At 58.6% G+C, this 20,451-nt stretch carries 28 protein-coding genes and 1 tRNA gene; 15 read left to right on the forward strand and 14 right to left on the reverse strand.

From position 1 onward, the window contains the following. Positions 1–8 precede the first annotated feature (8 nt). From ACOQOY_RS04850 to nthA, 5 genes are all read right to left on the reverse strand, one after another. Positions 9–254 carry a DUF2842 domain-containing protein gene (locus ACOQOY_RS04850; protein ID WP_420584355.1) on the reverse strand — a complete coding sequence of 82 codons (246 nt, stop codon included), beginning with the start codon at positions 252–254 and terminating at the stop codon, positions 9–11. Continuing rightward, positions 254–1,549: an adenylosuccinate synthase gene (locus ACOQOY_RS04855; RefSeq protein ID WP_420584356.1), complete on the reverse strand. Its 1,296-nt coding sequence runs from the start codon at positions 1,547–1,549 to the stop codon at positions 254–256. Before ACOQOY_RS04855 ends, ACOQOY_RS04850 begins: the two co-directional genes overlap by 1 nt. A gap of 214 nt (positions 1,550–1,763) precedes the next feature. Then, a complete protein-coding gene (locus tag ACOQOY_RS04860) occupies positions 1,764–2,102 on the reverse strand; it encodes a nitrile hydratase accessory protein (RefSeq protein WP_420584357.1) in 339 nt (112 codons plus the stop codon). Next, on the reverse strand, positions 2,099–2,776 hold the full coding sequence (gene nthB / locus ACOQOY_RS04865; protein WP_420584358.1) for a nitrile hydratase subunit beta: 678 nt from the start codon (positions 2,774–2,776) through the stop codon (positions 2,099–2,101). Before nthB ends, ACOQOY_RS04860 begins: the two co-directional genes overlap by 4 nt. Next, positions 2,773–3,387 (reverse strand): nitrile hydratase subunit alpha, encoded by a 615-nt coding sequence (gene nthA, locus ACOQOY_RS04870; protein WP_420584359.1) that lies wholly within the window; start codon positions 3,385–3,387, stop codon positions 2,773–2,775. The genes nthB and nthA overlap by 4 nt, the downstream gene beginning before the upstream one ends. A 150-nt stretch (positions 3,388–3,537) precedes the next feature. Between nthA and secG the strand changes: the two genes are divergently transcribed. Further along, positions 3,538–3,897 (forward strand): preprotein translocase subunit SecG, encoded by a 360-nt coding sequence (gene secG / locus ACOQOY_RS04875; protein WP_420584360.1) that lies wholly within the window; start codon positions 3,538–3,540, stop codon positions 3,895–3,897. 161 nt (positions 3,898–4,058) lie between these two features. Further along, a complete protein-coding gene (locus ACOQOY_RS04880) occupies positions 4,059–5,702 on the forward strand; it encodes a CTP synthase (RefSeq protein WP_420584361.1) in 1,644 nt (547 codons plus the stop codon). Positions 5,703–5,798: 96 nt separating this feature from the next. Here the strand turns inward: ACOQOY_RS04880 and ACOQOY_RS04885 are convergent, their stop codons facing one another. After that, on the reverse strand, positions 5,799–6,902 hold the full coding sequence (locus ACOQOY_RS04885) for an IS4 family transposase (RefSeq protein ID WP_420583443.1): 1,104 nt from the start codon (positions 6,900–6,902) through the stop codon (positions 5,799–5,801). 104 nt (positions 6,903–7,006) lie between these two features. Here ACOQOY_RS04885 and ACOQOY_RS04890 point away from each other — a divergent pair, with 104 nt between their 5' ends. The 9 genes from ACOQOY_RS04890 (at position 7,007) to ACOQOY_RS04930 (ending at position 13,253) form a co-directional block, all read left to right on the forward strand. After that, a complete protein-coding gene (locus ACOQOY_RS04890; protein WP_420584362.1) occupies positions 7,007–7,783 on the forward strand; it encodes an isocitrate lyase/PEP mutase family protein in 777 nt (258 codons plus the stop codon). Positions 7,784–7,852: 69 nt separating this feature from the next. Then, entirely contained in the window at positions 7,853–8,146 is a 294-nt protein-coding gene (locus tag ACOQOY_RS04895; protein ID WP_420584363.1) for a DUF1330 domain-containing protein, read from the forward strand. A gap of 42 nt (positions 8,147–8,188) precedes the next feature. Next, positions 8,189–8,638: a TerB family tellurite resistance protein gene (locus tag ACOQOY_RS04900; RefSeq protein WP_420584364.1), complete on the forward strand. Its 450-nt coding sequence runs from the start codon at positions 8,189–8,191 to the stop codon at positions 8,636–8,638. A gap of 20 nt (positions 8,639–8,658) precedes the next feature. Continuing rightward, entirely contained in the window at positions 8,659–9,096 is a 438-nt protein-coding gene (locus ACOQOY_RS04905; RefSeq protein WP_420584365.1) for a TerB family tellurite resistance protein, read from the forward strand. Continuing rightward, entirely contained in the window at positions 9,093–9,824 is a 732-nt protein-coding gene (locus ACOQOY_RS04910) for a phosphate/phosphite/phosphonate ABC transporter substrate-binding protein (RefSeq protein ID WP_420584366.1), read from the forward strand. The genes ACOQOY_RS04905 and ACOQOY_RS04910 overlap by 4 nt, the downstream gene beginning before the upstream one ends. A 146-nt stretch (positions 9,825–9,970) precedes the next feature. Then, positions 9,971–10,747 (forward strand): ABC transporter ATP-binding protein, encoded by a 777-nt coding sequence (locus tag ACOQOY_RS04915; RefSeq protein WP_420584367.1) that lies wholly within the window; start codon positions 9,971–9,973, stop codon positions 10,745–10,747. Positions 10,748–10,780: 33 nt separating this feature from the next. After that, positions 10,781–11,494 carry a transporter substrate-binding domain-containing protein gene (locus ACOQOY_RS04920; protein ID WP_420584368.1) on the forward strand — a complete coding sequence of 238 codons (714 nt, stop codon included), beginning with the start codon at positions 10,781–10,783 and terminating at the stop codon, positions 11,492–11,494. A gap of 68 nt (positions 11,495–11,562) precedes the next feature. Beyond that, entirely contained in the window at positions 11,563–12,450 is an 888-nt protein-coding gene (locus ACOQOY_RS04925; RefSeq protein ID WP_420587210.1) for an ABC transporter permease, read from the forward strand. After that, a complete protein-coding gene (locus ACOQOY_RS04930) occupies positions 12,447–13,253 on the forward strand; it encodes an ABC transporter permease (RefSeq protein WP_420584369.1) in 807 nt (268 codons plus the stop codon). The genes ACOQOY_RS04925 and ACOQOY_RS04930 overlap by 4 nt, the downstream gene beginning before the upstream one ends. A gap of 90 nt (positions 13,254–13,343) precedes the next feature. Here ACOQOY_RS04930 and ACOQOY_RS04935 read toward each other — a convergent pair. Continuing rightward, positions 13,344–13,420: transfer RNA gene (locus ACOQOY_RS04935), tRNA-His, on the reverse strand. Between the two features lie 47 nt (positions 13,421–13,467). Continuing rightward, on the reverse strand, positions 13,468–13,950 hold the full coding sequence (locus ACOQOY_RS04940) for a GNAT family N-acetyltransferase (RefSeq protein ID WP_420584370.1): 483 nt from the start codon (positions 13,948–13,950) through the stop codon (positions 13,468–13,470). A 77-nt stretch (positions 13,951–14,027) separates the two neighbouring features. Between ACOQOY_RS04940 and ACOQOY_RS04945 the strand changes: the two genes are divergently transcribed. Further along, positions 14,028–14,216 (forward strand): DUF6324 family protein, encoded by a 189-nt coding sequence (locus tag ACOQOY_RS04945; RefSeq protein WP_420584371.1) that lies wholly within the window; start codon positions 14,028–14,030, stop codon positions 14,214–14,216. A 6-nt stretch (positions 14,217–14,222) separates the two neighbouring features. On the opposite strand, the gene ACOQOY_RS04950 is transcribed toward ACOQOY_RS04945, so the two are convergent. Continuing rightward, positions 14,223–14,654 (reverse strand): MmcB family DNA repair protein, encoded by a 432-nt coding sequence (locus ACOQOY_RS04950; protein WP_420584372.1) that lies wholly within the window; start codon positions 14,652–14,654, stop codon positions 14,223–14,225. 115 nt (positions 14,655–14,769) lie between these two features. On the opposite strand from ACOQOY_RS04950, the gene ACOQOY_RS04955 reads away from it, so the two are divergent. Continuing rightward, positions 14,770–15,090, forward strand: a complete 321-nt coding sequence (locus tag ACOQOY_RS04955; RefSeq protein WP_170630317.1) for a metalloregulator ArsR/SmtB family transcription factor — start codon at positions 14,770–14,772, stop codon at positions 15,088–15,090. Next, positions 15,087–15,512: an SRPBCC family protein gene (locus ACOQOY_RS04960; protein ID WP_420584373.1), complete on the forward strand. Its 426-nt coding sequence runs from the start codon at positions 15,087–15,089 to the stop codon at positions 15,510–15,512. The genes ACOQOY_RS04955 and ACOQOY_RS04960 overlap by 4 nt, the downstream gene beginning before the upstream one ends. 213 nt (positions 15,513–15,725) lie before the next feature. Here the strand turns inward: ACOQOY_RS04960 and ACOQOY_RS04965 are convergent, their stop codons facing one another. From ACOQOY_RS04965 to ACOQOY_RS04985, 5 genes are all read right to left on the reverse strand, one after another. Next, complete coding sequence (locus ACOQOY_RS04965) at positions 15,726–16,031, reverse strand: hypothetical protein (RefSeq protein WP_420584374.1); 306 nt, start codon at positions 16,029–16,031, stop codon at positions 15,726–15,728. A gap of 55 nt (positions 16,032–16,086) precedes the next feature. Then, the gene (gene nusB, locus ACOQOY_RS04970; protein WP_420584375.1) at positions 16,087–16,569 is read right to left on the reverse strand and encodes a transcription antitermination factor NusB; all 483 of its coding nucleotides are present in this window, start codon (positions 16,567–16,569) and stop codon (positions 16,087–16,089) included. Further along, entirely contained in the window at positions 16,566–17,117 is a 552-nt protein-coding gene (locus ACOQOY_RS04975) for a 6,7-dimethyl-8-ribityllumazine synthase (RefSeq protein WP_420584376.1), read from the reverse strand. The genes nusB and ACOQOY_RS04975 overlap by 4 nt, the downstream gene beginning before the upstream one ends. A gap of 2 nt (positions 17,118–17,119) precedes the next feature. Next, positions 17,120–18,241, reverse strand: coding sequence for a 3,4-dihydroxy-2-butanone-4-phosphate synthase (gene ribB / locus ACOQOY_RS04980; protein ID WP_420584377.1), 1,122 nt, complete (start codon positions 18,239–18,241; stop codon positions 17,120–17,122). Between the two features lie 103 nt (positions 18,242–18,344). Then, positions 18,345–18,932: a riboflavin synthase gene (locus ACOQOY_RS04985; protein WP_420584378.1), complete on the reverse strand. Its 588-nt coding sequence runs from the start codon at positions 18,930–18,932 to the stop codon at positions 18,345–18,347. 138 nt (positions 18,933–19,070) lie between these two features. On the opposite strand from ACOQOY_RS04985, the gene ACOQOY_RS04990 reads away from it, so the two are divergent. After that, a complete protein-coding gene (locus ACOQOY_RS04990) occupies positions 19,071–20,369 on the forward strand; it encodes a capsule biosynthesis protein (protein WP_420584379.1) in 1,299 nt (432 codons plus the stop codon). Positions 20,370–20,451 lie beyond the last annotated feature (82 nt).

Below are 20,451 nucleotides of genomic sequence, written 5' to 3' on the forward strand. Positions count from 1 at the left end.
AAAGCACCCTACTCGTCGATTGGGTTATCGGGGTCTTCCTTGCCGACACCTTTGAACACAAATTTGAACGGAAGAGCCCAAACAATGCCCAGTCCGACATAGACCAGAAGCTCCAGCCAGATCGGTGGTCGATCCAGCCAGTTCACCACCGTCACAACCGCCACGATGTAAACCGGCAGCCCGATCAGCAGCAGCACCAGCGACCAACGCCGCCGGGCTTTGTAGCTGAGGCCGGGTTTTTCTTCGCCGCTCATCAGTCAGCAAACGGGTCTGTCACCAGAATGGTGTCATCCCGCTCCGGGCTGGTGGACAAAAGGGCGACGGGGCAGTCGATCAGCTCTTCGACCCGACGTACATATTTGATCGCGTTGGCGGGCAAATCTGCCCAGCTGCGCGCGCCTTCGGTGGACTCGCTCCATCCCGGCATCTCTTCATAGATCGGAGTGCAGCGGGCCTGCTGATCTGCGGCCGTGGGAAGATAATCCAGACGCCTTCCGTCCAACTCATAGCCCACACAAATCTTCAGCGTCTCGAACCCGTCCAGAACGTCCAGTTTCGTCAGCGAGATGCCGTTTACTCCACTGGTGGCGCAGGTCTGGCGCACCAGACAGGCATCGAACCAGCCGCAGCGACGCTTGCGCCCGGTGGTGGTGCCGAATTCATGGCCACGTTCGCCAAGACGCTGACCATCCGCATCTTCCAGTTCAGTCGGGAACGGACCTTCGCCGACGCGGGTTGTATAGGCTTTGACAATGCCCAACACGAAATCAATCGACCCCGGGCCGATGCCCACACCGGTCGCGGCTTGACCTGCAATCACGTTGGACGAGGTCACAAACGGATAGGTGCCGAAATCAATATCCAGCAGCGCGCCCTGCGCGCCTTCGAACAGGATGCGCTTACCCGCCTTGCGCTTTTCATTCAGCACTTTCCAGACCGGAGCAGCAAATGGCAGGATTTCCAATGCGATCTCTTTCAGCTGCGCAATCAAAGCGTCCCGGTCGACCGGTTCGATCCCCAGACCTTTGCGCAGCGGGTCATGGTGTTGCAGCGCGCGATCCACGCGCTCTTCCAACGTCGCTTCGTCAGCCAGATCGGCAACGCGCACCGAACGGCGGCCAACCTTGTCCTCGTATGCCGGGCCGATACCGCGACCCGTTGTTCCGATCTTGGTTCCTTTGCTGGCGGCTTCTTCGCGCGCGCGATCCAGCTCGCCATGGATCGGCAGAATCAGCGGGGTGTTTTCCGCAATCATCAGCGTTTCCGGCGATATCTCGACGCCCTGCGCCCGAACGGTGCCGATTTCCTTGATCAGATGCCAGGGGTCCAGAACAACACCATTGCCGATAACGCTCAGCTTGCCACCTCGTACAACCCCCGAAGGCAGAGCATGCAGTTTGTAGACCTCGCCATCAATGACCAGTGTGTGACCGGCATTATGCCCGCCCTGAAAACGCGCGATCACATCTGCCCGCTCGCTTAGCCAGTCGACGATCTTGCCTTTTCCTTCGTCGCCCCACTGGGCGCCGACAACAACCACGTTGGCCATATCCGGTCCTTTTCGTGCTGAGTAATCAAACTCGGCTCATATAGCGGGGCACAGAGGACAGGGAAACCGCTATTTCGCCGCAGATGGGAACCGCGCTGCTGCGCGGTGCCTCTGGCGGAGGTATTTTTCGCCAGATGAAGATCGGTTCCACTGCTTCATCCCGCTTTAAGCGTCCCAGGGGGCTCGCAGCTTGCCCACGGCGAGGGCAGTGCCCCTACCCGGTTGACGTCAAACGAACCGGCTGCCCATGAGGCGTTGTAAGGTACGCCTCTTCCCAGGCATTTCTCAGATTGGTGATCTCTGCTGCTCCAGCCGTACCTTGGTCGGTCAGCAACTGCTCCAGAGTTTCCAGCCATGCGTGGAAATAGTCATCGCCACCATCCAGATCGCGGCTCAACCCATGACGCTTTAAAGTTTCAGAGAAGCGCGCCGCCCAGTCCGGCCAGTCGAATCGCCCTGCCTCATTCAAAGCGACTGTCACAGCGAAGACCTGCGCGTGCCAGGGCTCGGCAAAGGCCGGTTCGGGCGCGGAGTGGGTAATACAGACGCTCATACCGGCTCCAGATAGCTTTGCCAGAGATCCAGAACGACTTCGTCTTTGGGATGTTCCGGGTTTGACCAGAGTTCAGAGGCAGGGAAGGCCACGGCATAGAGCGGCTCTGGCGCCTCGCCCAGACCATGGGCGCTGGAATCCGGCAATACATGAGTGCCGTGCAGGCGCACGATCCGGCCTCTCGCTCCGGCGGCGTAGATTGGCAGGCGCGTGTGACCGCCATCCACCAGGCGATTGGACACGGGATTCGCGGTCAGAACCTCCTGCCCTATCGAGAAATGCACCGGCACCTCTGAGGGTCGATCAGCTGGTCCCCCTTTTGCCAGCGCAGCGGAAACTGCGTCGGCTTTCAGAACACGGGCTGACAGGGGGTGCGGGTCGTCACTGCCTTGGCCCGCCAAATCGGCTTTGGTCAGAACGCCCGCCTCAACCAGCAAATCGGCAAGGCCCGATATCCATTTTTCGTAGTAGGAAAATCGCGTGTAATCTTTCGGCGACAACCTTTCCCGAGCATGGCGCGAGGTGTCGATGTTCCATTGCCCTAGAAAGCCTGCGGCCACAGTCACTGCCAAGGCTCGCCCATGCCATTCTTCGGCAAAAACCGGAGCATCCTCGGGCTCGTGGTTTATTGGTCCGTCGCCGAACCGCCCGCCCATATCGTGTACGCGCGTCATGGCGCCACCTTGGGCAGCCCGGTTCCAATCATGCTGTCGCGTGTCACCAACGCGGCCAGTTCGTCTTCGGTCATTCCCTCGGTCCCGTCAGGGCGCATTGGTAGAACGAGGTAGCGGACCTCTGCCGTTGAATCCCACACGCGAACAGCTGTCTCACCGGGTAACGCGACCCCGAACTCAGCCAGAACCTTCCGGGGTTCTCGCACGGCGCGCGCACGGTAGGCGTCAGATTTGTACCAGCCCGGAGGAATTCCCAGCAATGGCCACGGGTAGCAGCTGCACAATGTACAAACGACCATGTTGTGCAGATCGGGCGTATTCTCGACAACAACGATATGTTCGCCCTGTCGCCCGTAGAAACCCAGATCGGCGACAACCGGGGTCGCATCCTCCAGCAGCGCGGCCTTGAATTCCGGGTCGGTCCACGCCTTGGCGACGACATGCGCGCCGTTCTGCGGGCCGATCCTGTTCTCATAGGTGTCTATAATTTCATCCAGCGCGGCGGGATCTATCAGCCCTTTGCGCGTCAGAATCGTCTCCAATGCTTTGACGCGCAGAGCAGGTTCGGGCGGCAAAAGAGCGTGCGGGTGGTCGTGATCGTCATGTGGCATGGCCGCAGCCTGCGTTACCACTTGCCTGCCTGTCCAGTCTCTTTGATGTGATAGTCCCCATCACGTGTTATGATGCGAACTCCTCCCTTGCCCCCGCTGGCAAACTTGCATAAGTACCACGCGATACACGCCACGCTGTACAGGACCACCATGGAAAACGTCGTTCTCATCATCCATCTTCTTCTGGCTCTGGGCCTGATCGCCGTCGTTCTGATGCAGCGGTCCGAGGGCGGTGGCCTGGGTATGGGTGGCGGTGGTGGCGGTGCCATGACCGGTCGCGCTGCGGCGACAGCATTGGGCAAAGTGACCTGGATTCTGGCGGCATGTTTTATCGTGACCTCGATCACGCTGACCATTTTGGCGGCGCAGAAATCCGCGAGCGGCTCGGTGCTTGATCGCTACAGCCCGTCAACGACGACCGAGGAAAGCACACCGGCGGTTCCGTCGGCAGATGACCTGCTGCCCCCGGCACAGGGCGACAACGCGCCGCTGATTCCGCAGGCCAACTGATCCACTAGACCTAGAAACCTGAAAGAGAACTGCAACAGCATCTTGCGGTTCTCTTGCGCTATTGGCGCGAATCCTTTATACGTGAAGTCCCGTGATGCAGCGGTTTTTCGACAACCGCCGGGCAGCTGATTTTGACGTCTCACGGGAGCAGCCGAAAAACTATGGCGCGTTTTATTTTCATCACCGGTGGTGTGGTTTCGTCCTTGGGCAAAGGACTGGCTTCGGCGGCTCTGGGTGCCTTGTTGCAGGCCCGGGGATATTCGGTGCGTCTGCGTAAGCTGGACCCTTATCTGAACGTCGATCCCGGCACGATGTCGCCGTTTGAACATGGCGAAGTCTTCGTCACCGATGATGGTGCGGAAACCGATCTGGACCTTGGTCACTATGAACGCTTCACCGGCGTGGCCGCGCGCAAGACCGACTCGGTCAGTTCGGGTCGCATCTATTCCAACGTGCTGGAAAAAGAGCGTCGCGGCGACTACTTGGGCAAGACCATTCAGGTGATCCCCCACGTCACCAATGAGATCAAGGATTTCATCGCCATTGGCGAGGATGAGGTTGATTTCATGCTCTGTGAGATCGGCGGCACCGTAGGTGATATCGAAGGCCTGCCCTTCTTTGAAGCGATCCGTCAGTTCAGCCAGGACAAGCCGCGCGGTCAGTGTATCTTCATGCACCTGACGCTGCTGCCCTACATCAAGGCCTCAGGCGAGCTGAAGACCAAGCCGACCCAGCACTCTGTGAAGGAATTGCGGTCCATCGGTCTGGCCCCAGACATTCTGGTCTGCCGGTCCGAGGGGCCGATTCCCAAGAAAGAACGCGAGAAGCTGGCCCTGTTCTGTAACGTGCGCCCCGACAGCGTGATTGCCGCTCAGGACCTCAGCACCATTTATGATGCCCCGCTGGCCTATCACAAAGAAGGTTTGGATCAGGCCGTTCTGGACGCGTTCCAGATCAGCCCTGCCCCCAAGCCAGACCTGGCCAAATGGGAAGACGTCAGCGACCGTATCCACAACGCCGAGGGTGAAGTGAAAGTTGCCATCGTCGGCAAATACACTCAGCTGGAAGACGCCTATAAGTCGATTGCCGAAGCGTTGACGCATGGCGGCATGGCCAACCGTGTCAGGGTCAAGGTCGAATGGGTCGACGCCGAAGTGTTCGACACCGAAGACGCCGCTCCGCATCTGGAAGGGTTCCACGCCATCCTCGTGCCCGGTGGTTTTGGCGAACGTGGCACGGAAGGCAAGATTAAGGCGGCGCAATACGCACGCGAGCACAAAGTGCCCTATCTGGGCATCTGCCTTGGCATGCAGATGGCAGTGATCGAAGCGGCGCGGAATGCGGCCGGCATCACTGAGGCGGGATCGGAAGAATTTGACCACGAAGCCGGGAAAAGGCGCTTTGAACCGGTTGTTTATCACCTGAAAGAATGGGTGCAGGGCAACCACAAGGTCGAACGCAAGGTTGGCGACGACAAGGGCGGCACCATGCGTCTGGGCGCGTATAACGCTGTTCTGGCCGAAGGCTCGAAAGTTGCAGAGGTTTACGGCGGCACGCAGATCGAAGAGCGCCACCGTCACCGCTATGAGGTGGACATTAAGTACCGGGAAAAGCTGGAAAAGGCAGGCCTGAACTTCTCGGGTATGTCGCCGGATGGACGCCTGCCGGAAATCGTCGAATGGTCGGATCATCCTTGGTTCATCGGTGTGCAGTACCACCCGGAACTCAAATCCAAACCGTTCGATCCGCACCCCCTGTTCCGTGACTTCGTGCGCGCCGCCAAAGACAGCTCACGTCTGGTCTGATCACGGGCCGATAACAGTATTGTACCAGTCGGCGCAAAAACCTTTACGCGCCGACGGTTTGCACGGTTAACTGCCGCCATAGCCATGGTACACGACTCATGGCCAAACGCGCTCCATTTTGGGGCTTGAAAGCGACCGCTTTGGGCAGGTTCGTCGCCAGGCCTGAAGAGCCTTTTCCGGGTTATATAAGATCCAACGTCGGAGCGCGTCGAACCCGACCCTGAACCATGACGTTGCCCGCCGCTTGTGGGCTTTTTTCGGGATCCCCTGTCGGCCCATCGCCTGACTTGCGCATCGGTATGCCCAGGTCATGGCCAGCGCAACGATCGTAAGGAGTGTCGCAAGCTTGTGCGGGTCGGTGATGTGAGTGTCTTCGATATTGAAGCCACGAGTTTTGGCATCTGCGAAGAGGCATTCAATGCCCCACCTTTTGCGATAGAGTTTGAGTGGGTTTTTTGGGGCGTCGATGTTTGTTGCGACCCAAATCAACTCGCCACCTTTGATCCGTTTCCCCTGAAAGCGAAATAGGTTCTTGGGCGTGTGCGCCATGCCGCCCAGCCAGCCTTTCCATTGGCCCTTGCGGCGTTTGCGCAGCAGCGAACGCAACTGGAACCGGCGTCCGTCTTCGGTGTGGATGTGCATGTTTTCGCGTAAGCGGACGACGAATGGAACGTTGTTTTCAGCGAGAAAATCCAACCACTTATCCCCAATGAACTCCCGGTCTGCCAGCAGAGCCTCAATGGAAGATGCCCCGAACACTCGAAGATATCGTCGGATCAACTTCTTGCGTTGCCGCGTTGAGCTATTACCGCTGTTACCCAGAAGCGACCACATCAGAGGCACCTTGAAGCGGCGTGTCACGATCGCCAGAACCAGAAAGTTGATATCGGTCTTGCCCAACTTCCAGTTGGTCCGGTCCAGCGCAAGGAGCTTTGGACCCTTCAGATCAAGCAGGCAGATAATCAACCGCGCAACCACATCTCCATCCAATCGAACATGCTGGAAGAAGCGCTGAAGGCGGCGATAACTCGATGCATGAAGAGCGCTGCCGGGGAACTGACTCGCCAGATGACCAAGGTTCACAGTTCGACCGTTTGCCAGACCAATCAGCATTATGGCCAGGGTCTCCAATCGCGTCTTGCTCAGATCAAAATGTGGGCTTAGCGTTGTCATCAGAGGGGTGAGGAGAAATCCGAACATCCTGAAGATCCTTGTAGTGAAGAATCTTCAATTCGAATCCTTTTCGCCCCTCGTTTCAAGAAGCGTCGTGTACCGTGCGCCATAGCAGCGACAGGAGACCGGCCATGAGCACCCAGATCACCAAGGCAGAAACCTTTGCAGCCCTGCACAAGAAGGGCGAGCCTGTCATTCTGTATAACATCTGGGACGCAGGCAGTGCCGGCGCCGTGCGCGACGCGGGCGCCAAGGCGATTGCAACCGGCAGTGCTCCGGTCGCGATGGCGCAGGGGTTGGGCGACGGTCAAAACATTCCGATTGAGGTGGCGCTGGACAATGCCCACCGCATTGTCGATGCGATTGACCTGCCGGTGACGCTGGATTTTGAAGGGGCCTATGCCGAGGACGTGCTGGGCGTGGCCGCCAACACGCAGCGCGCGCTGGAAACCGGCGTCATCGGCTTCAACTTTGAAGATCAGATCGTCGGCACCAGTGACCTCTATGACATTGAAACGCAGGAAGCGCGTGTTCGGGCCATGCGCGAGGGCTGTGACGCCGCAGGTATCCCTGCCTTTATCAATTCCCGCACGGACATCTTTCTGAAGGCCAAGCCGGACACTCACGACAACGCAATGCTGGACGAAGCGATTGCCCGCGCCAAAGCCTATGCCGATGCCGGGGCAAGCGGGTTCTTTGCGCCAGGGCTGAAAGATGAAGACATGATTGCCCGCCTGTGCGATTCCACCGATCTGCCGGTCAATATCATCGCCCTGCCGGGGACGCCGGATACCGCCACGCTGGCCTCATTGGGTGTCGCACGCATCAGTTACGGCCCGGTTCCCTATCGGCAAATGATCGCTTGGTTGCAGGAATCGGCGCACAAGGCGCTTCACCCTCAACGTTGACCGCATCAAGGGGATTGCAATTCCCCTGTTTGCCCCGCACCCTGCCGGGAAACTGTCGGAGGATGCCGGATGGCCAAAGGATACTGGGTTGCTCATGTCGATGTCGACGACATGGAGCGTTATAAGGACTATATCGCCGCCAATGCCGCACCCTTTGCCGAATACGGCGCAAAGTTCCTGGTGCGCGGCGGCGAACGCGTTGAAAAAGAAGGGCAAGCCCGCGCCCGGACGGTTGTGATCGAATTCCCCAGCTATGAACAGGCGTTGGCTTGTTATGACAGCGAGCAATACCAAAAGGCCAAGGCGTATCGCGATCCGGTTGCGATGGGCGATCTCGTGATCATTCAGGGCTATGACGGGTAGTCCGTGCTTGGCGGCCTACAAAATATGGAATAACCTCACGGTATGTTGAAGAAATTCTTGCAGGCCTTTCGCCCGCCACAGCACGACAATCTACCCGACCCGGATGCCGAGCTGGCTCTGGGCGCGCTTATGGTGCGCGTGGCACAGGCGGATCGGGATTATAAGCTTGAAGAAATCAGCCTGATCGACCGGATTCTGGCACGGCTCTATCAGCACAACGCGATTGAGGCCGCCAAGGTGCGCGCCACCTGCGAAAAGCTGCACGCCGCCGCACCCGAAACAGACACGTTCGGCAAGTTGATCCGCGAAACGACCGACCTGAATGAGCGGCTGGCCGCGCTGGACGCCTTGTGGGAGGTTGTTCTGGCCGACGGCAACTCTGACGAGGGCGAGATGAAAATCGTCGAAGAGGCGCGCGTTGCGATGGGCCTCAGCTATAACGACAGCCAGAGAGCCCGTGAGCGGGTTCAAAGGAACTTGGAAGACCAGTAGGCGACCTCTATATCTAAGCCATGTTTAGTGATTTCCTGTCCCGGCTGACTCAGCCCGCCCCCGACCCGCTTGCCGATGATGATGCCCGCCTTGCCCTGACGGCCCTGTTGGTGCGCATTGCCCGGGCAGACAACGACTATGCCGATACCGAGATGGCCCGGATCGACCGGATTTCTGCCGAGCGCTATGGTTTGTCCCCGTTCGAGGCCGCCTCCCTGCGCGCCCGCGCCGAAGACCTTGAGGCCGAGGCCCCCGATACCGTCCGCTTTACCCGCGCGATCAAAGAGGCCGTTGCCTATGATGACCGTCTGGCCGTGGTTCAGGCGATGTGGTCGGTTGCGCTGGCGGATGGCCAACGGTCGGGCGAAGAAGACTCGTTGCTGCGGTTGGTGGTCAGCCTTCTGGGCGTCAGCGATGTCGACTCGGCACTGGCCCGGCAAAAGGCCGCCAAATCATGATCGCAATGCTGGGCATGTACGACATGCCCGCGCTGCAAGCCGCGAATGACCGTTTCTGGGCGCTGATTCGCGGACATCTGGGCTATGGGCCAGAGCATCTGACGCGCGACGCTGATGTTTGGGATATCTGGCTGAAGCCGGACCTGACCTTCGCGCAGACCTGCGGGATGCCCTATCGCACCCGCCTGCATGGCAAAGTCCAACTGATCGGCACCCCGGACTATGCGTTGGACGGTTGCCCGCCGGGCCACTATCGCTCGATCTTTGTGGCGCGACTGGACGATTACCGCGACCTTGCTGCCCTTTCCGAGGGTATATTTGCCTTTAACGAGGCGTTGTCGCAGTCTGGCTGGGCGGCCCCGATGGTGCATCTGGAGGCGCTGAACCAACGCCCCGCCAACACTCTTCAAACCGGAGGGCACGCGCTGTCGGCGCACGCTGTTGCGGATGGCCAAGCCGACTATGCGGCGCTGGATGCGCTGACCTGGGAGTTGCTTAAGACGCATTCCGATCTTGGCACCGCGTTGCGCGAAGTCGAGACCACAGCCCCTACGCCCGCCCTGCCCTATATCACCGCGCTTGGACAAGACGCTCAGGCCGTCACCCGCGCCGTTCGGGCCGCGATCAATGATCTGCGTCCATCCGACCGGGACCTGCTGCACTTGCGCGGCCTGATCGACATCCCGGCGTCCGCATATCTCTCGGTCCCCAATCCGGCGCAAGTTTAAGCAGTCTGGATCAATCGCTGGCCAATTTGACCAACCACTCTGGCCAAATTGACAAATTCCAGACACCATGACGCCAATTGCGCATTGCATTGCCCCGAAATTTAAGCCCTATTACCGCACCAACACCGCTAACACATGGACACTCCGTGACAGATTCCACTCCTGTAATCGAGATCAAGAACCTCCACAAAAGTTTCGGCCATTTAGAAGTGCTGAAAGGGGTGGATATCACGGCAAGACGCGGAGATGTGGTCTCTCTAATTGGGTCATCTGGATCGGGAAAATCCACTCTGCTGCGCTGCTGTAATCTGCTGGAAGACAGCCAACAGGGCGAGATCCTATTCAAAGGCGAACCGGTGCGCTGGTCCGGTGACAGCCATCACCGCCGCCCTGCCGATTCCAAGCAGGTCATGCGCATTCGCACCAACCTGTCGATGGTGTTTCAGCAGTTTAACCTGTGGGCGCATATGACGATCCTGCAAAACGTGATGGAGGCCCCCGTCACCGTGCTGGGCCGCGATCCGAAAGAAGTTGAGGATAGCGCCCGAAAATATCTGGAAAAGGTCGGCATCGGCGACAAGTGCGACGTCTACCCGGCACAGTTGTCGGGTGGTCAGCAGCAGCGCGCTGCCATCGCCCGCGGTCTTTGCATGGAGCCTGAGGCGTTGCTTTTTGACGAACCGACCTCGGCCCTGGACCCGGAGCTGGAACAAGAAGTGATCAAGGTTATCAAGGATTTGGCCTCTGAAGGTCGCACTATGATAATCGTGACCCATGACATGAAGATGGCGGCCGATATCTCAAGCCACGTCGTGTTCCTGCATCAGGGGCGGATTGAGGAAGAGGGTCTGCCGGAAGATATCTTTACTTCTCCCGAATCCGAACGGCTTCGGGGCTTTCTATCCGCCACAAAGGCGGCTTAACTACCGGACAGAATACAAACTGGGGAGTATCCAATGAAAAAACTGATTCTGACCACAGCAGCACTGGCGCTTGGCGCTGGCGTGGCCATGGCGGACACCGTCCGTCTGGGCACCGAAGGTGCGTACGCGCCCTGGAACTTCGTCAATGACGCGGGCGAGATCGACGGGTTCGAGCGCGAGCTGGGCGATGAGCTTTGCACCCGCGCCGAGCTGAGCTGCGAATGGGTCAAGAACGACTGGGATTCGATCATTCCGAACCTTGTGTCGGGCAACTACGACGCGATCATCGCGGGTATGTCGATCACCGACGAACGTGATGAGGTCATCGACTTCACCCAAAACTACACTCCGCCAGATCCGTCGGCCTATATCGCAATGTCCGATGGCGTTGACCTGACAGGCGGCGTGATTGCGGCGCAGACCGGCACCATTCAGGCCGGCTACATTGCCGATTCCGGCGCGACTCTGGTCGAGTTCGCAAGCCCCGAAGAGACCATCGCTGCCGTGCGCAATGGCGAAGCTGACGCGGTCCTGGCCGACAAATCCTTCCTGGTGCCCTTCACCGAAGACGGCTCGGGCCTGATTTTCGTTGGTGACGAAGTACCGCTGGGCGGTGGCGTCGGCATGGGTATCCGTGAATCTGACGGTGAGCTGAAAGAAAAGTTCAACGCGGCCATCCAGTCCATGAAGGACGACGGCAGCCTGAACGAGCTGATCACCAAGTGGGAAGTGTCCTCGACCTTCTAATGCACTCTGCGGCGCGCCTGTTTTAAGGCGCGCCGCCTCTGCGCCCTTGCCAGTCAAAGAGGCCCACCATTTTCTCGTTTTGCACTGATCCCGATACACTCGGCACGTTCCGTTGGTTCGCCTGTTATCTAACCAATGGTGTGCATTGGCTGTTCTATCTGTCCTTTTTCAAGGTGCTGCTGCTGCTTGCGATCACTGCGCCGGTCGCATTGGGCTTTGGCTTTCTGGGCGCCATGGCGGCCCGGTCGCATGTCCCGCCGCTCAGCCTGTTGGGCAAGGGCTATATCGCCATCGTACGCGGCGTGCCGGACATCGCATTCTTCATGTTCTTCGTGATCGCGCTGGATCAGGCGTTTGAATGGACGCGGCATAAAATCCTCTGCCCGGAATGGACGGACCCTGTCCGGCAGGGCAATGACTTTATCGTCTGTCAGGCCGCCAAGCTGCCTCTGGGCAGCGCCCCTGAATGGGTCCATGAGACCTACGGCTTTTTTCTGGCTGTCATCACCTTTTCCATCGTTTTTGGAGCCTTTGCGGCTAACGTCCTGTTCGGCGGAATGCGTGCCGTGCCGCACGCTCAGCTGGAAACGGCTGAGGCCTACGGCATGACCCGCCGCCAGACCTTCTGGCGAATTCTGGTGCCGCAGATGTGGGTTTATGCCCTGCCCGGCCTGTCGAACCTTTGGATGGTTCTGATCAAGGCCACGCCGCTTCTGTTCCTGCTGGGGATCGAGGACATCGTCTATTGGGCGCGCGAATTGGGTGCGTTCAAGAACCCGAAATTTACGCAATACCCGCATGGCGACTGGCGCATGTGGTATTTCCTCGCCCTGCTGGTCTTCTATCTCGGCATGACCCGCGTCTCAGAGATTGCCCTTGAACGGCTGATGCGCCGCCTGTCTCACGGTCAGGCCACCGCAGGCGGAGAGCTGCTGCGCAAGGAGACCACGGCATGAGCTGTATCCAGACCATTCAGGACTACGCCCTGCGCTCAATCGGTTTTGGTGAGCGCGCGCTGCCGCGCAATGATTTCACCCTTTGCGAGCAGTTCACCCTGATCGGATCGGGCATGATCTGGAACATCTATTTCGGGATCATGGCGCTGGCGACCGGGTTCTTTCTGGCCACCGCCTTGGCTTTGGGCAAGGCATCCACCAAGAAATGGCTACGCAAGCCGTCGGAATGGTTCATCTTCCTGTTCCGGGGCTCGCCACTGTTCATTCAGTTCTTCTTTGCCTATTTCTTCTTCCTGTCGCTGAAGCAATCTTTCCCGTTCCTTGATGCGCTGACCTCCGCCTGGCTGGGCGCGCTGATCGTACTGTTCTGCAACACCGCCGCCTATTCAGGCGAGATCTTCTACGGCGCGCTGCGGTCGATCCCCAAGGGTGACATAGAGGCTGCCGACGCCTATGGCATGACCGGCTGGGCCCGCTTCCGCCGGATCATCTGGCCGACGATGCTGCGGCTCGCCTGGCCCGCCTATTCGAATGAGGCGATCTTTCTGTTCCATGCCACGACGTTGGTCTTCTTCTCGGCCTTTCCGGTCTGGCAGCAACGGGGTGATGCGCTGTATTACGCGGGCTACTTCGCGGACAAGACGTTCAACCCGTTCATCCCGTACCCGATTCTGGCCTTCTATTTCATCTTGCTAACGCTGGTGGTCATCTGGGGATTTGGCATGGTGAACAAGCGGTTGAACCGCCACCTGCCCGTGGCCAAGCGTAGCAAGATGAAGCTGAAACTGAACCTGGCGCGCTAACCAAAAGCGCGCTGGTTCTATTCCCATCCAATTCGCGAACAAACAAGCTGTGCCCGTCAGGCTCGTTTTCGTGTAGCGATTTGAGGGAGATGGTACCGCCTCCCTGGCTTGAACAGGGGACCTCTGGATCCACAATCCAGCGCTCTAACCAACTGAGCTAAGGCGGCACTCGTGAGGGGCGATGTACCGAACGCGCCGGGGGAATGCAAGAGGATTAAAGCTGAATTTTCCAGCTTTGTTCGACAAGATCGACCCCGAAGGATCGCACCGGTTTGCTGTCCAGCAACTGCCACCCATTGCGCCGGTAGAGCGCACAAGCTGCACGGTGACTTTCATGGGTCCAGAGCCGCATTTCCTCGTAACCAGCAGCGCGTGCAAAGCCCATGCAGGTGTCTAACAGACGCTGACCAAGCCCCTGCCCTCTGGCCTCTGGCACCAGCAGAAAAAGCCGTAGCTTTGCGGTCTGCTCATCCAAGCTGACACAAAAGATACTTCCCAGCCTTTCCCTGGCACGCTCTGCAATCCAACCGCGCTCGAGCGCTTGATCATACCCGGCGACAAAGTCATCCAAAATGCGCTGAACCAATGCGCCGAACGACGCATCAAACCCCTCGTCACGGGTGTAGAGCGTGTCGTGCTGTTCAACCAACCAAGGCACGTCCTCAGCGCAAAAGGGTCTGATCTGAACTTTGTCCATACCCTATCTGAGCGCAAAGGCAGCTTGATTCTCAACCCTTTGCGCGCTAGCACGAACGCTCAGTCCCGGAGGCGAACATGGGCATCAACACCGAACGCGACATTCAGGCGAACCTACAGATCGGCCCTACCGATCATGGCATGGTACGCCTGTTCATCGAGGCCGATGGCATCGAGATTCCGATGGATTTCGAGCCGGAAGAAGCCGAAGAAATCGCCGAAGAAATTCTGGCTGCGGCACAGGCTGCCCGCGCGGTCAAAGGCTGATAGGCTTCAAATTCTGGGATCACGCAGCATCTGTAATCTGCGGGCGGCATCTGTTGCGAATTTCTGGATCATCTTCTTGCGCCGCGCCGGTGCAAGCTTGTCCTCTGGCGCCATGCGAATGATCTCGGCGTCGTAAGCGTCAGCGATGATCAGGCCGGTTTCCTCGGGCAGCAATTCGGTCGGGAAATCGGTATCGACCGCCCAGAAGAATCGGTCGCACCATTCCAGATAGCCTTGCCACTTGGAATCCGACTGATAATCGGCGCGGCTGGATTTACACTCGATCACCCAAAGCTCACCTTTTGGGCCCAGCCCCATAACGTCAACGCGCAGGCCGCGTGCTGGTACGAATTCTTCAACGGATACAAACCCATGCGCGGTCAGGTGGCGCGCTACTCCACGTGCAAGTCTTTGTCCGGGCTGCATATCCAGTGTCATTTTGAAAATGTGAACAATTAGTGAACAAAAGTAAAGCCCTCGCCTGGGGCTTGACATGATACCTTATGGTACTGCATTTATATGATACCAAATGGTATCTTTACCGAGGTGACCAATGCAGACCCTAACCCAAAACGCGTTTCGTGCGCTGGCTGACCCTACGCGTCGGGACATCGTCAAACTGCTGGCGTCCGAGGACATGACAATCGGACAATTGACGGATCGGTTCGACATGACCCGGGCGGCCGTCAAGAAACACCTGACGGTCCTGTCCGATGGCGGGCTGATCACAGTCGAGGCGCGCGGCCGAGAGCGCATCAACCGCATAGAACCACGGGGGATGGCCCCGGTGCTGGACTGGCTCAGCTACTTTGACCAATTCTGGGATGACCGCCTGAACTCTCTGAAAGAAGCTATTGAAAGGAAGGATAAATGACCGTTTCCGTTTTGCAAAAGACGATCTTTCTGCGGGCCGAGCCGGACACCGTCTGGGCCTATCTGACCGAACCCGAACGGCTGGCCGAGTGGTTTCACAAACCCGAACGAACCCTGACCAAAGGCCATAAGCTTGAGATGTTCGGGACCACCAGCGGCGACCTTTTGATCTGGGGCGACGTGCGGGAAGCACGCCCGCCGGAATATTTGGAGTACACGTTCACCGTCAAACCCATGGGCGACGCCGTGAGCGTGGTCAAATGGACGCTGACCCCTGTCGCAGGCGGCACAAGGCTAAGCCTTGAACACGAAGGCCTGCCACAAGGTGCGGATGCCTTCGGTTTGATCCTGGCGCTGGATAACGGTTGGGATGAGCATTTCGGCAAGATGCGCACCGCCTTGCACGAAACAGTTGATGCCTGACCCCTTGTGCAAACCCGTCGCAACCCCTACTTAGGCGCGTGGCGGGTTCTGCCCTTCTTGTGATTGGTAGCATTCTGGTGGCCTTAAGCAATTCCGAGGGGGCTGGCTCTGTTCAGGTCCTGGCCTGATTACCTGGCGCCCACCTGTACATACAGGTCCTCGGGAATCACACCGCACGGTTGACTGGTGGTCCCGCCACATTTTTCGGAAAGATTAGCGCTCTGCGCGTGCTTCCTGCTTTGCAAGCGCGGGCTTGAAGCTTTGAACCACAGGCGAGCCGCGACGCGGGCCGCCGGGTTTCTCGGCCATGCTCATGATCTTGTAACCGAACTGAACGCCTGCAAAGACGATCCCGTTCATGAACCAGATCATCAACAGTGCGATTATGCCGACATCAGAACCGGCGATCAGGTTGCGCAGATTGGCCACGTTGAACGCCAACAGCACCCCGACAAAAACAGCAGAGATGACAAATCCCCAAGCAACCTGAGTGATATACAGATGGACCAGTTTAGGCATCGCGAGCCTCCTTGCGCTATGACAAGATAGCGCATGGCCTGCGGCGGTAAAGGCGTCAGAACGCCTCGGGTTGCGCCTCGCGCGCCATGTGATCCAGCACGGCGTTTACGAATTTGGGCTCCTTCCCTTCCGGGAAGAACGCGCGGGCCACGTCAACAAATTCTGTGATGACCACTTTGGGCGGCGTGTCGCTTTGGGTCAGCTCGGCCCCGGCAGCGCGGAACAGCGCCCGCAAAGTCGGGTCAATCCGAGCGATCGGCCATTTGGCGACCAGCGCACGGTCGGTCATCTGGTCAATCGGGGCCTGATAATTCACCGCATTGTCGACCAGCGAACGGAAAACGCTGATATCGCCGTCCAGCATTTCCTCACCCTCGTAGACAGCGCCAAAACGGTGATCCAGAAACTCATTCACGACCAGTTCGGTCGTCTGGCCCGATTGCTCCATCTGGAACAGCGCCTGCACGGCATAAAGCCGGGCGGCGGATTTCATCAGGCGTTTCTGGTTGGCCGGTTTTGGCGCGTCTGTCTTGGTCATGCTGTCGTGGGTCCGTTGCTGTCGCCCGCCACAAGGATGGACTCGGACGGCGGCTTGAAGCCCACGCCCTTTTTGGAAGAGCCCCACTTACGGCTGAGCGCGATCAGATGCAAGGCCGCAGCGGCTGCTCCGCCGCCTTTATTCATCTTTTCGGGATTTGCGCGAACTTCGGCCTGTTCGTCATTCTCGACCGTCAGGATACCGTTGCCGATCAGCAGGCCCTGCAGGCCCATCAGTTGGATGGCGCGGCTCGAGTCGTTGCAGACAGTTTCATAATGCGTCGTCTCACCGCGAATGACACAGCCCAGCGCGACATAGCCGTCATAGTTGCACTGGCGGTCGGCCATGGCGATTGTGGTCGGGATTTCCAGCGCGCCGGGCACTTCGACTACGTCGCAGGTTCCGCCTGCGGCCTCGATCTCGGCCTTGGCACCAGCGACCATGTTGTCGGCGATGGCGCGATAGAACGGTGCCACCACCAACAGCAGTTTCACCGGCTTATCGAAGCTGGGGGTCGGCAGGACGCCATGTTTGTCTTGTTCAGCCATGATCAGTCTTCCTTGAGGATCGAGCGGGTGCCGACGATGGACAGGCCAAACGCGTCGAGCCCCAGATATACGGTTTCCGGCGAGTCCGTCAGCAGCACCAGTTCCTGAATGCCAAGTTTGGACAGGATTTGCGAGCCAAGCCCGGTTTGCTTGATCGTCCGTGGGCCTTCATCCTCAGCCGCGTAGAGCGAATTCCGAGGCTGACGGAACAGGCAGACGACGCCGCGGCCCTCTTCGGCGATCTTCTCCATCGCGCGGGGTAACTCGCGTGAGGATTTCGGACCAAGGCCTAGAATATCCGGCGCTTCGTGCAGGGCGTGGGTGCGGGTCAGAACGGGCTCGGGCGTGGTGATGTCACCTTTGATCATCACGACATGCTCGATGCCGTGAAGCTGATCGGTGAACAGGCGCATCTCCCATTCGCCGCCATATTCCGAGGTCACCGTCTCACGCGAGGTCTCAACCACCAGATTGTCATTGCGCGAACGATAGGTGATCAGATCGCTGATCGTGCCGATCTTCATATCATGCTCTTTGGCGAATTCGACCAGATCGGGCAGACGCGCCATCGTCCCGTCAGGTTTCATGATCTCGCAGATCACGCCCGAGGGGTTCAGACCGGCCAGACGCGAGATATCCACGGCAGCCTCGGTATGACCAGCGCGCACCAGCACCCCGCCCCGCTTGGCGCGCAGGGGGAAGACATGGCCGGGCGTCGCGATATGCGCCATGGTGTTCTGTTCGTTGATCGCAGTGGCCACTGTCAGCGCTCGGTCGGCTGCGGAAATGCCGGTCGACACACCCTCACGTGCTTCAATCGACACGGTGAAAGCGGTCTCGTGCCGAGACGAATTGTTCACCGCCATCATCGGTAAACCCAACGCATCAACGCGCTCAGCCGTCATCGGCAGACAGATCAGCCCGCGCCCATGGGTGGCCATGAAGTTGATCGCCTCGGCATCCGCGAATTCAGCGGCAATCACCAGATCGCCTTCGTTCTCGCGATCCTCGTGATCGACCAGAATATACATCCGGCCCTTGCGCGCCTCTTCGATGATGTCTTCGATCGGGCTGATCGCGTCACGCAGTTGCGCTTCGACGGGTCCGGGGGTTTCAAAGCTCATGAGGCAGCCTTTCACAAGAGCAAGTTTGAACGGGTGGATAGACTACCGTTGGCTCAAAGACCAGAGCAACAGCGGCACCGTGCATCCCCGACGCGACGTTGCTTCAGGTCATTTCGGCCAGACGTGCGACGTAGCGGGCCAGTGTGTCGATCTCAAGGTTCACGTGGTCGCCGACCGCAACATCGCCCCAGGTCGTCACCTCTTTGGTGTGGGGGATGAAATTGATGCCAAAGTCACAGCCATCTACATCGTTCACGGTCAGAGAGGTGCCGTTAAGCGCAACCGACCCTTTCGGCGCGATGAACCGCGCGAGATCTTTGGGCGCGCGCAGGGTGACACGGGTGCTGTCGCCTTCGTCCTGCACGGCGACAACCTCGGCCACGCCGTCAACATGGCCGGACACGATGTGGCCGCCCAACTCGTCCCCGACCTTCAGCGCGCGCTCCAGATTGACACGCTTGCCGACCTGCCAGTTGTCGAGATTGGTTTTCGACACCGTCTCTGCGCTGATCTGAACGTCATACCAGTCATCGCCCAGCGCAATAACTGTCAGGCACACGCCATCGCTGGCGATAGACGCGCCAATATCAATACCGGCCGTGTCATAATCCGTTTTGATCCGCGCCCGCAGATCGCCCTGCTGCTCAAGCTCGGTAATTGTGCCGATATCGGTGACGATCCCTGTAAACATTCTGCTAACCCTTAGCTCATACCCTGATCCGGTGTTCCAAGCCGAGGTAAGCGCAAGCGACCGGGCGGGCAAGCCCCACCTTGCCGTGAAAGGCGCAAACAGGCATAAATTCGTCAACAAAAGGCAAGAGCAGCATTGATGTCATCCTCCGCCAAAGGCAACAAACGCCGCGTGTTCCTGTTTTTGCAAGGACCGCATGGCCCGTTTTTCAGCGGGCTTGGCCGGTTGTTGCGCGCCTCGGGTGCAGACGTCTGGCGCGTCGGGTTCAATGCAGGGGATCAGGCGTTCTGGTTTGATCGCTCCACTTACATCCCCTATCGCGACACGCCCGAGCAATGGCCGGACACGCTGTCCGAACTGATCCACACGCGCGAGGTCACGGATATTGTCCTTTATGGCGACATCCGCCCGGTACACGCCACCGCCGTCGAACTGGCGCGTGCCAAGGGCCTGACAGTGCATGTGTTCGAAGAAGGCTATCTACGGCCATGGTGGGTGACGTATGAGCGTTTTGGCTCGAACGGAAACTCTCGCCTGATGTCTTTGGATGTCGCTCAGATGCAGGAGGCGCTGGACCAGTCGCAGGGACAGGCACCGATACCTCCGGCGCATTGGGGTGATATGCGGCAGCACATTTTTTACGGCGCGCTCTATCACTGGTTTGTACTATTCCTAAACCAGCGCTACCGCAATTTTCGGCGACACCGGGATTTGCCGGTATCGCAGGAATTCAAACTGTATTTCAAACGGTTGGCGCTAATGCCGCTGCACCGGATTCAACGTTACTGGGCCACAACCCGTGTGCTGTTGAGCGCTAAGCCTTATCATCTGGTGTTGCTGCAACTGGGGCATGACAGCTCTGTTCAGGCGCATTCGGACTACTCCAGCATGTCCGAGTTTCTTGCGGACGTCATTCAGGGCTTCGCCGATGGCGCGCCCAAGCATCATCGGCTGGTGATCAAAGAACATCCGCTTGAAAATCACCGAGAGCCCCTGCGCCGTCGTGTTCGGCAACTGTCGCGCGCGCACGGAATTGCCGACCGGGTGCATTACGTTCCGGGTGGCAAGCTGGCCGGTTTGCTGAACAACGCGCATTCAGCCGTCACAATCAATTCGACCGCAGGACAGCAGGTCTTGTGGCGCGGCATCCCGCTGCGGATTTTTGGCAAATCCGTTTATGACAAACCCGAGTTTGTCTCACGCCAGCCTCTGAGCGCATTTTTTGCAACGCCCATGCCGCCAGACCAGAGCGCCTATCAGAGGTATCGACAGTTTCTGTTGAAAACCAGCCAGATACCGGGCGGTTTTTATTCTCGTCGGGGGCGTCGGCAATTGCTGCGCGGCGTGGCGGACATGATGCTAGCAACGAAAGACCCCTATCAGGCCGTTCTGGACCACACAGCGGCGCAGACGCCACAGTTAAGGGTCGTTGACTGACTCCCGTTGGTTGACGCTGGAAACCTATGGCCGAAGCGGGTAGCCTTCGTCCAACAAAAGACCATAACAAAAAACGACTGAG

This window comes from Ruegeria sp., from assembly GCF_965221235.1.
Lineage (GTDB): Bacteria > Pseudomonadota > Alphaproteobacteria > Rhodobacterales > Rhodobacteraceae > Ruegeria.

Coding starts and splice junctions, on each gene's coding strand:
- ACOQOY_RS04950 (WP_420584372.1), bottom strand. CDS start 14,654: ATGACACTGGATATGCAGCCCGGACAAAGACTTGCACGTGGAGTAGCG.
- ACOQOY_RS04930 (WP_420584369.1), top strand. CDS start 12,447: ATGAGCTGTATCCAGACCATTCAGGACTACGCCCTGCGCTCAATCGGT.
- ACOQOY_RS04850 (WP_420584355.1), bottom strand. CDS start 254: ATGAGCGGCGAAGAAAAACCCGGCCTCAGCTACAAAGCCCGGCGGCGT.
- ACOQOY_RS04855 (WP_420584356.1), bottom strand. CDS start 1,549: ATGGCCAACGTGGTTGTTGTCGGCGCCCAGTGGGGCGACGAAGGAAAA.
- ACOQOY_RS04985 (WP_420584378.1), bottom strand. CDS start 18,932: ATGTTTACAGGGATCGTCACCGATATCGGCACAATTACCGAGCTTGAG.
- ACOQOY_RS04890 (WP_420584362.1), top strand. CDS start 7,007: ATGAGCACCCAGATCACCAAGGCAGAAACCTTTGCAGCCCTGCACAAG.
- ACOQOY_RS04940 (WP_420584370.1), bottom strand. CDS start 13,950: ATGGACAAAGTTCAGATCAGACCCTTTTGCGCTGAGGACGTGCCTTGG.
- ACOQOY_RS04945 (WP_420584371.1), top strand. CDS start 14,028: ATGGGCATCAACACCGAACGCGACATTCAGGCGAACCTACAGATCGGC.
- ACOQOY_RS04920 (WP_420584368.1), top strand. CDS start 10,781: ATGAAAAAACTGATTCTGACCACAGCAGCACTGGCGCTTGGCGCTGGC.
- ACOQOY_RS04975 (WP_420584376.1), bottom strand. CDS start 17,117: ATGGCTGAACAAGACAAACATGGCGTCCTGCCGACCCCCAGCTTCGAT.
- ACOQOY_RS04965 (WP_420584374.1), bottom strand. CDS start 16,031: ATGCCTAAACTGGTCCATCTGTATATCACTCAGGTTGCTTGGGGATTT.
- ACOQOY_RS04955 (WP_170630317.1), top strand. CDS start 14,770: ATGCAGACCCTAACCCAAAACGCGTTTCGTGCGCTGGCTGACCCTACG.
- nthB (WP_420584358.1), bottom strand. CDS start 2,776: ATGACGCGCGTACACGATATGGGCGGGCGGTTCGGCGACGGACCAATA.
- ACOQOY_RS04990 (WP_420584379.1), top strand. CDS start 19,071: ATGTCATCCTCCGCCAAAGGCAACAAACGCCGCGTGTTCCTGTTTTTG.
- nthA (WP_420584359.1), bottom strand. CDS start 3,387: ATGCCACATGACGATCACGACCACCCGCACGCTCTTTTGCCGCCCGAA.
- ACOQOY_RS04900 (WP_420584364.1), top strand. CDS start 8,189: ATGTTGAAGAAATTCTTGCAGGCCTTTCGCCCGCCACAGCACGACAAT.
- ribB (WP_420584377.1), bottom strand. CDS start 18,241: ATGAGCTTTGAAACCCCCGGACCCGTCGAAGCGCAACTGCGTGACGCG.
- ACOQOY_RS04960 (WP_420584373.1), top strand. CDS start 15,087: ATGACCGTTTCCGTTTTGCAAAAGACGATCTTTCTGCGGGCCGAGCCG.
- ACOQOY_RS04860 (WP_420584357.1), bottom strand. CDS start 2,102: ATGAGCGTCTGTATTACCCACTCCGCGCCCGAACCGGCCTTTGCCGAG.
- ACOQOY_RS04880 (WP_420584361.1), top strand. CDS start 4,059: ATGGCGCGTTTTATTTTCATCACCGGTGGTGTGGTTTCGTCCTTGGGC.
- secG (WP_420584360.1), top strand. CDS start 3,538: ATGGAAAACGTCGTTCTCATCATCCATCTTCTTCTGGCTCTGGGCCTG.
- ACOQOY_RS04885 (WP_420583443.1), bottom strand. CDS start 6,902: ATGTTCGGATTTCTCCTCACCCCTCTGATGACAACGCTAAGCCCACAT.
- ACOQOY_RS04910 (WP_420584366.1), top strand. CDS start 9,093: ATGATCGCAATGCTGGGCATGTACGACATGCCCGCGCTGCAAGCCGCG.
- nusB (WP_420584375.1), bottom strand. CDS start 16,569: ATGACCAAGACAGACGCGCCAAAACCGGCCAACCAGAAACGCCTGATG.
- ACOQOY_RS04895 (WP_420584363.1), top strand. CDS start 7,853: ATGGCCAAAGGATACTGGGTTGCTCATGTCGATGTCGACGACATGGAG.
- ACOQOY_RS04905 (WP_420584365.1), top strand. CDS start 8,659: ATGTTTAGTGATTTCCTGTCCCGGCTGACTCAGCCCGCCCCCGACCCG.